Source organism: Amycolatopsis sp. Hca4 (assembly GCF_013364075.1).
Lineage (GTDB): Bacteria > Actinomycetota > Actinomycetes > Mycobacteriales > Pseudonocardiaceae > Amycolatopsis.
Genome location: NZ_CP054925.1, coordinates 5,301,402 through 5,313,520, shown reverse-complemented (window position 1 = coordinate 5,313,520; position 12,119 = coordinate 5,301,402). Strand labels below are relative to the sequence as shown.

The window sequence follows — 12,119 nt, the reverse complement described above, 5'->3', positions numbered from 1 at the left end:
CGATTACCTTGCCGGCGTGCCCGGGCGCGCGGACGTTGCGGGCGCACCAGCGGATCGGGGGGCGGTCGTGGTGTTCGTCGGCTGGCGGATCGGCCTTCCTCGCCGGCGTCTTGGCCCCTCGGCGGCGCAGATCGCCGACCTCCCAGGGGTGGCGGTGCTGTCCGCGGCGTTCCCCACTTGTGGGTGACTTGACACCTCGGGGGGTTCGCGGTTGACTGGACTACGTCGAACAGGTGTTCGATGTGGAACCGCCGCCTTCCCCGCGGCGAACCAGTGCCGTCGGTCGCGTTTTTGGGAGAGGCTCGGCCGCCGGCCCTAGTCCGTGGTGGGGAGGTGCGTGCGGTGACCGCTGTGGTGGAGCCGCCGGTGGCCCGGCTGGCGGCCCTGCCCGGGGTCAGCACGGCGAGCCGGGTGGCGGCCCAGGCCGAGCGGGCCAGGGCGACGGGAAGGGTGCTCCCGGTCGTCCCGGCGCTGGCCGGGCTGCTGCCCGACACCGGGCTCCGGCGCGGGAGCACGGTGGCGGTCCACGGGGGAACATCGCTGCTGCTCGCCCTCCTCGCCGCGCCCACGGCATCGGGCTCCTGGGCGGCGGTGGTGGGCATGCCGTCCCTGGGCATCGCGGCGGCGGCCGAGTATGGCGTGGACGTGAGCAGGCTGGCGCTGGTCCCGCGTCCCGGGGCGGAGCTCCCGGCGGTGCTCGCGGCCCTGCTGGACGGCGTGGACCTGGTGGCGGTCCAGGCGGAGACGCTCCAGCCGGCGGTGGCCCGCCGGTTGTCGGCCCGAGCTCGTCACCGCGGCGCGGTCTTGTTGTCTTCGGGTGCCTGGCCGGGGGCGGACGTGGAGCTGTCCTGCCGCCGTTTCCCGTGGACGGGCCCAGCCGCCGGCTACGGCCACCTCCAGTCCCGACGGGTCCAGGTGAGGTCCCACGGTCGCGGCGCGGCGGCCCGCCCCTCGCGGCCGAACTCCACCTCCCAGCCCCGGACGGCACGGCCACCCCGGCAACCCCGGCCCCCACCCGCCAGGAGGCCACCGCATGACCACCCCCACCCTCGCCGCCCAGGCCCGATGCCCCGCCAATCACGCTTGCGTCCCTCCCAATCACGCGTGTCGCCTCCCCAATCACGCGAGTCCCGCCTCCAATCACGCGAGTCTCGTCCCCGATCACGTGAGTTCCGCCCTCAATCACGCGAGGTCGGGTCCCGGTCACGTGGAATCCGGCCACGGGCAAGTCGGCCGACCGCCCAAGTACGCCAGCCGACCCTGCGGGCAGGCGGGCCGACCTTCTGGGTACGTGAGCCGACCCTCCGGGTCTGCGGGGAGGCCCTTTGAATTCGCGGGCCGACCGCGGGGTTCCGCGGGCCGACCCTCCCGGTACGCCAGCCGACCCTCCCGGTACGCCAGCCGACCCTCCCGGTACGTGAGCCGACCCTTCGGCTCCGCGCGCTGGCGCTTCGCGGCCACGAACCGCCCGGTTCCGTACGTGAGCCGGTCTCACCTCCGCCCGCGTTCGGGCGGCCGCCGGATCCGGGAGGGCGCGTGACCGTCCCCGCTCAGCGGACCACCTCCGACCTGCCCACCCGGATGCTCGTCCTGTGGTGTCCGGACTGGCCCGCCGTCGCCGCCGCTGTCGGTGGTGTCTCCGTCGACCAGCCCGTTGGTGTCTTCAGCGCGAACCGGGTCGTCGCCTGCAACGCCGTCGCGCGGCGGAACGGTGTCCGGCGGGGGATGCGGCGGCGGGATGCCCAGTCGAACTGTCCCGAACTTGCCGTCTTCGCCGCCGATGACGGGCGGGATGCGCGGCTGTTCGAAGCCGTCGCGCGGGCCGTCGAAGGGCTCGTTGTCGGGGTCGAGGTTGTCCGGCCCGGGCTGGTTGCCGTTCCCGTCGACGGGGCCGCCGGCTACTTCGGCGGGGAACACGCGCTCGTCGAACGGCTTCTCGACGAGGTCGCCGCCGCGGCCGGGGTCGAGTGTCAGGTCGGGGTGGCCGAAGGGCTCTTCGCCGCGACGCTCGCCGCTCGGTGCGGGGGTGAGTTCGTCGAACCCGGACGGGCCGCCGACTTCCTCGCCGCGCTCCCGGTCACCGAGCTCGACCAGCCCGGCGCCGACCGCGCCGAACTCGTCGACCTGCTGCGCCGCCTCGGGTTGAAGACGCTCGGGGCCTTCGCCGCTCTGTCGGAGCGTGACGTCGCCAACCGCTTCGGGTCAGCCGGGTTGCTCGCCCACCGGCTGGCGCGCGGGCGCTCGGAACGGCCGCCGCTGCGTCGGCGGCCGCCGCCCGAACTCACCCTCGCCGAGGAGTTCGACCCCGTTGTCGAGCGCGTCGACGTCGCCGCGTTCCTCGCCAAGGGCCTCGCGACGCGCTTCTGCGCGGCCCTCGCCGGGCACGGCCTCGCCTGCACACGGCTCGGCATCTACGCCGTCACGGAAGACGGCGAACACCTCGGCCGCGCGTGGCGGTGCGCCGAACCGCTGACTCCCGCCGGCGTCGCCGATCGCGTGCGCTGGCAGTTCGAAGGCTGGCTGCGGGCCGCGCCCGGGCAGCGCCCGACGTCCGGGGTCGTGCGGCTGCGGCTGGAACCCGAGGAGGTCGTCGAGGGGCGGTCGCTGCAGCTCGACCTCTGGCGCAACGGCGGCTCCGACGAAGACGACCGGCGCGCGGCCCGCGCGTTCGTGCGGGTCCAGGGCCTGCTCGGGCCCGAAGGCGTGGTCACCCCGGTGCTCGACGGCGGCCGCGACCCCGCGGGCCAGGTCCGGCTGGTGCCGTGGGGCGACCCGCGCGAGCGGACGACGCCGCCGGACGCGACCTGGCCGGGACGGCTGCCGTCGCCGTCCCCGGCGACGGTCCTCGTCCGGCCGGTCCCGGCGCAGGTCTTCGACGACGGTGGCCGCGCCGTCGGGATCACCGAGCGCGACCAGCTGACGTCGCCCCCGAGCCGGCTCACGATCGCGGGCGGCGCGGGGCGCGAGGTCGTGGCCTGGGCGGGCCCGTGGCCCCTGATGGGCGACCGACGGCGGCCGGGGCCGCGCAGGGCGCGGTTGCAGCTGGTGCTGGCCGGCGAAGGGGACGAGCCACCCGAAGCGGTGCTGCTGCACTGCGCAGGCACGGAAAATCCACTGTGGACGGTCGAGGGAGTGTACGACTGAGCATGGACGAGGACTACGCACGCAAGCTGCGCAACTGGCTCCGAGCCGAGCCCGAGGCCACGCCCCGCGCGGCCTCGGAGGAACGCGAGTGGCTGCGCGAGATCCCCGAGCCGGCCACGAACGAGCGGCCGGACACCCCCGACCGCTGGACGGTCCGCGGCGAGCTACCGCAAACCCCGGCCGACGACGACTGGGTCTGCCCGGTGATCGCGCTCCCGGTCCCGCGCCCGTCGCGCGAGAACGGCTGCCGCATGAGCGGAATCGAGCTCCGCTGGACCCCGCCACACCGCACCGCGACACCGGACGCGGCCCGCATCAGTGACGCGGAGGCCCGCAGCCGCTGGAACCACCCGACGAACGCCGCCCGCCGCGCGCAGCCACCGGACGCGAACCCGATGACCGACGCCGACGGCCGTAGCCGCCGGAACCACCCGACGAACGCGGCCCGCCGCGCCGGAGCGCCCGACGCAAGCGTGACGAGCGATGCCGAGGCTCGCGCCCGCGGGAATCCCGGCGGCCGCACCGGGGCGGCGGCGAGCCCGGGGCCCGAGGCCGAGGCCCGCAGCCGCTGGGCTCATCCGGCGAACGCGGACCGCCGCGCGCAGCCACCGGACGCGAGCCCGATGACCGACGCCGAGGTTCGCTCCCGCTGGGCCCACCCGACGAACGCGAGCCGCCGCACCGAGGCGCCCGCGAGCCCCACGACCGAGGCCGAGGCCCGCAGCCGCTGGAACCACCCCACCGAGCCACCAGCCGCCCCCATGTCCGATGCCGAAGCCCGGTCCCGCTGGAACCACCCCTCCAGCTGGCACCGCCGCCGCCGGGCCGTCCAAGATCGGCCCGACCAGCCCGGGAGTCACTGAATGGGCTGGAACAACCCGCCCGTCCGCTGGAAGGACCTCGCCCGCACCCTCGCCGGCGGCCTCCCTCCCGGCGACCACGGTGACAGCCCCGCCTGGGGCCGTCGCCGCGAGGGCTACCGAAAACCCGACGACCTCCCCACCCGGCGGAACGACGATGGCGCCGAGGCCGTCCGCGTCCCCTACGCCGAACTCCACTGCCACTCCAACTTCAGCTTCCTCGACGGTGCCAGCCACCCCGAGGAACTCGTCGAAGAGGCCGCCCGCCTGCAGCTCGACGCCATCGCCCTCACCGATCACGACGGCATGTACGGTGTCGTGCGCTTTGCCGAGGCCGCGCGGGAACTCGGCGTCGACACCGTCTTCGGCACCGAACTCAGCTTCGGCCTCCACGGCCCGCAGAACGGCGTCCCCGACCCCGAAGGCGAGCACCTCCTCCTGCTCGCCCGCGGCGACCAGGGCTACCGCGCGCTCTGCCGCGCCATCACCGCCGGCCAGATCCACCACCAGGCCGAAAAAGGACGTCCGATCTACGACCTCGGCGCGGTCGCCGAGGAGGTCGCCGGGCAGTGCGTCGTCCTGACCGGCTGCCGCAAGGGCGCCGTGCGCTCGGCCCTCGTCACGCACGGTCCGGCCGCCGCCGCCGAAAAACTCGAAGAACTCATCGACCGCTTCGGCCACGACAACGTCTACGTCGAGCTCACCGATCACCGCCAGCCCCTGGACAGCACCCACAACGACCTCCTGACGCAGCTCGCGAACGAACTGAAGCTCCCGACCGTCGCCACCACCGCCGCCCACTACGCGCGGCCCGAACGCGCTCCGCTCGCCGATGCCCTCGCCGCCATCCGGGCGCGGCGGGGGATCGACGAACTCGAAGGCTGGCTGCCCGCCGCCGGCACGGCTTTCCTCCGCAGCGGCGCCGAAATGGACGTCCTGTTCCGGCGGTACCCCGGCGCGGTCCGCCGCTCCGCCCTGCTCGGCATGGAATGCGCGTTCCCGCTGAAGCTGATCGCCCCCGAGCTGCCGCCCTTCGACGTCCCCGAGGGCTACACCGAGACCACCTACCTCCGGAAACTCACCGAAGAAGGCGCGCGGGAACGTTTCAAAGGCAAGGCCCACGAGGAAAAAGCGCAAGAGCAGATCAAGCACGAGCTCGCCATCATCGAAGAGCTCGGCTTCCCCGGCTACTTCCTGATCGTCTGGGACATCGTCCGCTTCTGCAAGGACAACAACATCCTCTGCCAGGGCCGCGGTTCGGCCGCGAACTCGGCCGTCTGCTACGCGCTCGGCATCACCAACGTCGACTCCGTCGCCTACGAACTGCTCTTCGAACGCTTCCTCGCCCCGGACCGCGACGGCTACCCCGACATCGACCTCGACATCGAGTCCGACCGCCGCGAGGAGGCCATCCAGTACGTCTTCCGGAAACACGGCCGCCTCAGGACCGCCCAGGTCGCGAACGTGATCACCTACCGGGCCCGGTCCGCCGTCCGCGACGCCGCCCGCGCACTGGGTTACTCGCCGGGCCAGCAGGACGCCTGGAGCAAGCAGATCGACCGCTGGGGTTCCCTGCAGCACACCGAAAAGGACCACGACCACAACATCCCCGACGAGGTCTTGCAACTCGCCTTCGCCCTCGAAGACTTCCCGCGGCACCTGGGCATCCACTCCGGCGGGATGGTCATGTGCGCCGAGCCGGTGAGCCAGGTCGTCCCGGTCGAGTGGGCGCGGATGGCCGACCGCAGCGTGATCCAGTGGGAGAAGGAGGACTGCGCCGCCGCCGGGCTGGTCAAGTTCGACCTGCTCGGCCTCGGCATGCTGTCCGCGCTGCACTACATGATCGACCTCGTCGCGGAGTACAAGGGCGAAACGGTCGACCTGGCCGAGCTCGACCTCGCCGACGAAAAGATCTACGACATGCTGTGCCGCGCCGACGCGATCGGCGTCTTCCAGGTGGAGAGCCGTGCCCAGCTGGCGACGCTGCCGCGGCTGCAGCCCCGCGAGTTCTACGACCTCGCCGTCGAAGTCGCGCTGATCCGGCCCGGCCCCATCCAGGGTGGCTCGGTGCACCCGTACATCCGCCGCAAGCAGGGCCGCGAGAAGTGGACCTACGACCACCCGCTGCTCGAAAAGGCCCTGTACAAGACCAAAGGCGTCCCGCTGTTCCAGGAACAGATGATGCAGATCGCGCTGGACGTCGCGAACTTCACCGCGGCGGAGGCCGACCAGCTGCGGCACGCGATGGGCTCGAAGCGTTCGGACCGCAAGATGGACCGGCTGCGGCAGCGGTTCCTCGAAGGCGCCGCGGCGAACGGCGTCGACGACGAGCTCGCGCAGAAGATCTTCCTGAAGCTCAAGGCGTTCGCCAACTTCGGCTTTCCCGAAAGCCATGCGCTCAGCTTCGCGCACCTGGTCTTCTCCAGCGCCTACTTCAAGCTCTACCACCCGGACGCGTTCCTGGCGGGCCTGCTGCGCGCGCAGCCGATGGGCTTCTACTCACCGCAGTCGCTGGTCGCCGACGCGCGGCGCCACGGCGTCACCGTGCACGGCCCGGACATCAACCGCAGCCTCCCGCACGCCACCCTGGAGGCGGGCGCCGGGCCGTTCCACGACGTGCGCACCGGGCTGGGCACCGTGCGCCGGATCGGCGAGGACCTCGCGAAGCGGATCGTGGCCGAGCGGCTGGACAACGGCGAATTCCGCGACCTCGCCGACGTCGCCCGCCGCGTCCGGCTGACCACGCCGCAGATCGAGGCGCTGGCCACGGCGGGCGCGTTCGCCGGCTTCGGCGGGGATCGCCGGCAGGCGCTGTGGACAGCGGGTGCGGTCGCCGGCGAACGCCCGGAGAAGCTGCCCGGGCTGGTCGGCGCGCCGGCTCCGGTGCTGCCGGGGATGGACGGGCTCGACGTCGCGGCGGCGGACGTCTGGGCCACCGGGGTGTCGCCCGACAGCTACCCGACCGAGTTCATCCGCGACCGCCTCGACGAGCTCGGCGTCGTCCCGGCGAGCGGCCTGGCGGACCTCGACGACGGCGCGCGCGTGCTGATCGGCGGCGCGGTCACGCACCGCCAGCGCCCGGCGACCGCGGGCGGCGTCACCTTCCTCAACATCGAGGACGAAACGGGGATGGTCAACGTGATCTGCACGCTCGGCCTCTGGCAGCGCTACCACCGCGTCGCGCGCAGCAGCCCGGCGCTGCTGATCCGCGGGGTGGTGGAGAAGGCGGACGGCGTGGTCAGCGTCCTCGCCCACCGCGTCGAGCCGCTGCCGATGCGCATCAAGGCCAAGTCACGGGACTTCAAGTGAGGGGACGCCGCACGATCGTGACGATCTCGGGGCTCGCGCCGGTCACCGGCGAGCGGTCCCAGTAGCCGTACTGTTCGTCGAGGACCAGGCCGGCTTGATCGACGAACTCATTCAACGAAGGGACGTCGAGGAAGCGCAACGTGCTTTCGCTGTACTTCGGCGCGTCCCAGTTCGGGCTTTCGTACGTCGTCTTGAAGGTGACGTACCCGTTCTCGAACGGCCCGGCGTCGTTCCACGTCCGGACGTCTCCGGCTTCCCAGACGTTCGAAGGCGTCCAGCGCTCCCAGCCGCGGGCGGCCGGGTTGCGCGTCTCGAAGCCGAACCGGCCGCCGGGCTTCAGCGCGCGGCGGATCGCCGAGAACGCCGTGCGCAGCTCGTCGTCGGTGAGCAGCACCTGGAACGCGTGCCCGGTCATCACCGCGAAGTCGAACTCGGCGTCCCAGGACGCGGTCGACAAATCGCCGTGCACCCATTCGATGTCGTCCCGGCGGCGAGCCTGGATGAGCATGCCCTCGGCCGGGTCGAGCCCGACGAGCCGGCCTTCGTGGCCGGACTCGCGCGCCCAGTGCAGCAGCGAACCGGTGCCGCACCCGACGTCCAGCACGGACTCCGCGGCCATGATCATCGGCAGGTAGAACGCGAAATCGCCGCTGCTCTCGCGCGGGTTCAGGGTGTCGTAGAGGGAGGCGAGGTAGGGATCGACGTAGTCGTGATCGGGCACGGCGCCACGGTAGCCAGCGGATCGGCGAAGATCACGCCGTTTTCGGCGCCGGCCCCAGCAGTTCCGGCCGCGTGGCCAGCTCCCCGCCAGTACGCGCCGGGGTCGGGCAGCAGCCGCCGCCGGTCCAGGTCGAGCAGGCCGGACACACTCGCCACGTCCGCGACCAGCGTGCCGTCCGGCCGCTGATCCGGGCCCGGCGCCGCGGGCGGCGTCTGCGACTTTTCGGCCACCCGCACCAGCGCCGCGGGGAGGAGCCGGACAGGCGGCGGCACTCGCGGCCGAGGTGGACTGGTCGGCGTACCCGAGGTCCGCGCCTCCCAGCCGCAGGCGAGGACGTCCGCGAGTGCGGGTGGTGGTGCCACTCCGCGGTACACCGACCGCGCCGCCACCGGCCGCAGCGGGACTCCCATGCCGCCAGTGTGGCGCGGTCGGCGCCCGGCTCGTGCGCACCGGCGGCGGCGGGCGGCCGGCCCCGGCCGCGGGTGTGGCACCCTGGGCGCGTGCTGGAGACCGGGGAGGACTACCGCGAAGCGGTGTTGTCCGGGCAGTGGTGGGAAAAACGCCGGTTCACCGGCTGCGACTTCACCGGCGCGGACCTGAGCGGGCTGCGGACGCGCGGCTGCACCTTCGACGACTGCGTGTTCAGCCGGGCCGACCTGTCGCGCTCCCGGCACGACGCCTCGGCGTTCCGCTCGTGCACCTTCGAACGGACGGTGCTCGCCGAAAGCCGCTGGACGGCGTGCTCGCTGCTCGGCTCGGCCTTCACCGACAGCGGGTTCGGCGGGATCGCGCTCACCGAGTGCGACCTCTCGCTCGCGTCGCTGTCGCGGGCGCGGCTGCGCAAGCTCGGCTTGTCGGGCCTGCGGCTGCGCGAAGCCAACCTCGCCGAGGCCGACCTCTCCGGCGCCGACCTGCGCGGCAGCGACCTGACCGGCGCCCGCCTGCAGGGCGCGAAGTTCGACGGCGCCGACCTGCGCGGCGCGCGTCTCGACGCGAACGCCCTGGTCCAGGCCGACCTGCGGGGCGCCGAGGTCGACGTCGAAACGGCGATCGCCTTCGCCGCCGCGCACGGGCTCGTCATCCGCTGAACCGGCGAAGGCCCCGGCAGCGCCGGGGCCTTCGCGGTCTTCAGTCGATCGGGGGTTCGCCCGGGTCGAGCTCGATCAGGTCGCCCTCGGCCAGCAGCTCCTCGATCGAGGCCGGCAGCAGGTACGCCGACCCGCCGCCCGGCTGGTTGAACCACGGGATCGCGACGCCGGCCAGCGTCTCCAGCGGCCGCTGCACCCGGTAGACGTGGTACGGGCGGTTGACCCACTCCGGCACCAGAGACCGCTCGGCGAACGGGGTGCCCGCCGCGTACGTCAGGTTGCCGTTCGGGCCGCCGAAGCGGTCCAGCTCGCTGCCCGCGGGCAGCTCGCGCAGCTCCTTGCCGCGGAAGAGCGTCAGCGGCGGCTCGCCGGCCAGCGGGCCGATCGGCCACTGCTGCTGGCCACCGCCGCCACCGCCGTTGACCGCGGGGCGGGCCGGTTCCTCCCGGCGCGCCGGCGCCGGGGGAGCCGCGGGGCCGGGCGGCGGCACCGGCAGGACGCCCTGCGGCGCCGGGGCCAGGACGGTCGGCGCCGACGGCGGCTCACGCCGGGGCGGCGCGGGCGGAACGGGCGGCGGCCCGGCCTGCTGGGACACCGGCGGCGGCCCGGCCGGGACCGGCGCGGGCTGGCGCTGCGGGGCGGGTGGCTCGTCGTCGTCGAGGTCGCCGAAGAGCTCCTCGGCGCTGGTGAACGCCGTCTGCTCCTGCGGCGGCACCGGCGGCTCGGGCTTGCGGACCGGGTACGAGCCGGTCGCGATCTCGGGCGACAGCGTCGCGACGACCCGCTGCGGCGCCGGTTCCGGCTCGGGCTCGGGTTCCGGCTCCGGGGCGGGCGGCTCCTCCGGTGGCACGTGGCCCTCCGGGTTGAGCAGCAGCTTGCCGAGCATGAACGCGGCCGCGTCCTCGGCGTCGCCGAACACCGCGGGGTTGCTGAGCTTGCCGTCGTACCAGCCGACGCGCCAGCCGTCCTCGACCTCTTCGACGCTCCACCCGTGCTCGGCGGGCGCGCCCAGCTTGTAGCCGCTTTCGGGGACGTCCAGCTCGTCGAGCTTGGCCTGCAGGCCGGCGAGCACCGGGTGGTCCGGGGTCTCGCGGCGCAGCGCCCGGCGACCCGGACGCGGCGGCGCGGGCGGCTCGGCCTGGGCCACGGGCTGGGGAGCAGGCGGCTCGGGAACCGGCAGCACGCCGGGCACCTCGGGCTGGGTGATCATGGTCGGCGGGCCGGGATCGAACGCGGCCGGCTCCCGCCGCGGCGGCTGGAACGGCGCCTCGTCGTCCGGCCGGGCCGGCGGGCCCGCGTGCTCGTCCTCGTGCCGGGGCGGCTGCCCGGGCTGGAAGGCGTGTTCGTCGTCGTGCCGGGGCGGCTGGAAGGCCGCGTGCGACGGGTCGTCGTCCGCGTGCGGCGGCTGGAACGCGTGCTCGTCGTCGTGCCGCGGCGGCTGGAAAGCGGCGTGCGACGGCTCGTCGTCCTGGTGCGGCGGCTGGAAGGCGTGGGCGGGTTCGTCCGCCTGGCCGGTGTCGAAGGCGTGTCCCGCCTCGTCGTCGTGCCCGGCCGGGCCGGAGCCGAACGCCGCGGGCTCTTCCTCGCGGTGGCCCGGCGGCTCCTCCGCGCCCGGCGCGGCCTGGAAGGCGTGCTCGTCCTCCCTCGGCGGCTGGAACGCGGCGTGCTCGTCTTCGCGACGCGGGAACGGCTCGCCGTCCCGCGGCTGCTGCTCCTGCCCGATCGGCTGGTCGGGGACGTATTCCGCGGTCTCTTCGAGGTCGGGCACCCGGCCCGGTTCCGGCGACGAGCCGTTCGTCCCCGTCGCGTGCTCGGCCTGCTGCGCGTACTCCTCTTCGCCGTACTGGTGGTCCTCTTCGGCGAAGCGGTCGTCGAACTCCTGCTCGTCGTAACCCTCGTCGGCGTACTCGTGCTCTTCGGCCGGCGCCTCCGGTTCGGCCGGGGCGTGCGCCTCCACCGGCGCGGCCGGCTCCTGGTGCTGCTGGGGCGGCGCGACGGGCGGCGGCGCGACCGGCGGGGGCGCCACGGGCGGCGGACCGGCGGGCGCCTGCTGCTGCGCGCCCTGCGGCGGCGGGCCTTGCTGCGGGGGCGGCCCCTGGGGAGGCATGCCCTGCTGCGGCGGACCCTGCGGCGGCCCGGCCGGGCGCTGCTGCGGCGGCGGCTGGTTGCCCCGGGTCAGGTACGCGGCCGCGGCCTGCAGCGTCGGCTCGTCCACCGGCGGCAGCGAGAAGCCGACCGCGCGGACGTGCCCGACGAGGTCCGGTTCGGGCGAAACGCCGTACTTGTGCAGGTAGAAGTTGACCGCGGCGGGCCAGATCCACTGGCCGTCGCTGTGGAAGGCGACCGGGACGGTCGCTTCCGGCGTCGCGGCGAGGCGGTCGATGTCGTAGCCGCGCTCCGGCACCACCAGCGGCGCGTGCTCGAGGTACTCCAGCAGGCGGTCCTGCTCGTCGACCTCGAGGTCGGGGCGGTTGATCACCGGGCGGCCCGCCGGGCCGACGGTGTCGAAGATCCGGGCGATCCGGAAGTGCGGCCCCGGCTGCTCCGGGCCGAGCCCGGACATCCGCCGGATCAGCCATTCGGGCACGTTCTCCTCGGTGCGCGGGAACATCCGCAGCTCGTCGGAGTAGGCCTGCGGCGGCGGCGCGAGGTTCCACACCGGTTCGTCGCGGTTGTACTCGAGGTTGTAGCTGGACGGGTGGTCCAGCTGGTAGCGCGCGTTGAACCACGTTCCGCGGCCGTCGCGGTACATGCCCCCGCGCAGCCTGCCGAAGAGCGTGGCGATGTCGTGGGTGGCGAGCCACTCGTGCACCGTGCCGTCTTCGGTGACGATCTCGCCGGTCAGCTCGTGGTACCTGCCGACGGCTCGGTACTCCGCGGTGACCTTGCGCCAGTCGCGCGGGGCGGCACGGAGCAGAGCAAGTCCGATCTGCTTGACCAGGGTGTCCTGCTCGGTCGCGTTCAGCTGCGTCGTCGGTTGTGCCACCCGCACATTTT

At 73.9% G+C, this 12,119-nt stretch carries 7 protein-coding genes and 1 pseudogene; 5 read left to right on the top strand and 3 right to left on the bottom strand.

Annotation, left to right across the window (positions count from 1 at the left end):
• Positions 1–342 precede the first annotated feature (342 nt).
• The 4 genes and pseudogenes from HUT10_RS51885 to HUT10_RS23315 all read left to right on the top strand — a co-directional run bounded on the left by HUT10_RS51885 (position 343) and on the right by HUT10_RS23315 (position 7,313).
• A pseudogene (locus HUT10_RS51885) lies at positions 343–1,037 on the top strand (hypothetical protein).
• A gap of 544 nt (positions 1,038–1,581) precedes the next feature.
• Positions 1,582–3,144 (top strand): DNA polymerase Y family protein, encoded by a 1,563-nt coding sequence (locus HUT10_RS23325; protein WP_176177958.1) that lies wholly within the window; start codon positions 1,582–1,584, stop codon positions 3,142–3,144.
• 2 nt (positions 3,145–3,146) lie between these two features.
• Positions 3,147–4,007: a hypothetical protein gene (locus tag HUT10_RS51190; protein ID WP_254896996.1), complete on the top strand. Its 861-nt coding sequence runs from the start codon at positions 3,147–3,149 to the stop codon at positions 4,005–4,007.
• Positions 4,008–7,313, top strand: coding sequence for an error-prone DNA polymerase (locus HUT10_RS23315; RefSeq protein ID WP_176173186.1), 3,306 nt, complete (start codon positions 4,008–4,010; stop codon positions 7,311–7,313). It begins immediately after the preceding gene.
• On the opposite strand, the gene HUT10_RS23310 is transcribed toward HUT10_RS23315, so the two are convergent.
• Positions 7,306–8,034, bottom strand: coding sequence for a class I SAM-dependent methyltransferase (locus HUT10_RS23310; protein WP_176173185.1), 729 nt, complete (start codon positions 8,032–8,034; stop codon positions 7,306–7,308). The two genes, HUT10_RS23315 and HUT10_RS23310, sit on opposite strands and share 8 nt — an antisense overlap.
• The gene (locus HUT10_RS52265; RefSeq protein ID WP_368660773.1) at positions 7,980–8,444 is read right to left on the bottom strand and encodes a hypothetical protein; all 465 of its coding nucleotides are present in this window, start codon (positions 8,442–8,444) and stop codon (positions 7,980–7,982) included. The genes HUT10_RS23310 and HUT10_RS52265 overlap by 55 nt, the downstream gene beginning before the upstream one ends.
• 90 nt (positions 8,445–8,534) lie before the next feature.
• On the opposite strand from HUT10_RS52265, the gene HUT10_RS23300 reads away from it, so the two are divergent.
• Positions 8,535–9,122 carry a pentapeptide repeat-containing protein gene (locus HUT10_RS23300; protein ID WP_176173184.1) on the top strand — a complete coding sequence of 196 codons (588 nt, stop codon included), beginning with the start codon at positions 8,535–8,537 and terminating at the stop codon, positions 9,120–9,122.
• 40 nt (positions 9,123–9,162) lie between these two features.
• Here the strand turns inward: HUT10_RS23300 and HUT10_RS23295 are convergent, their stop codons facing one another.
• A complete protein-coding gene (locus HUT10_RS23295) occupies positions 9,163–12,114 on the bottom strand; it encodes a glycohydrolase toxin TNT-related protein (protein WP_176173183.1) in 2,952 nt (983 codons plus the stop codon).
• Positions 12,115–12,119: the final 5 nt, after the last annotated feature.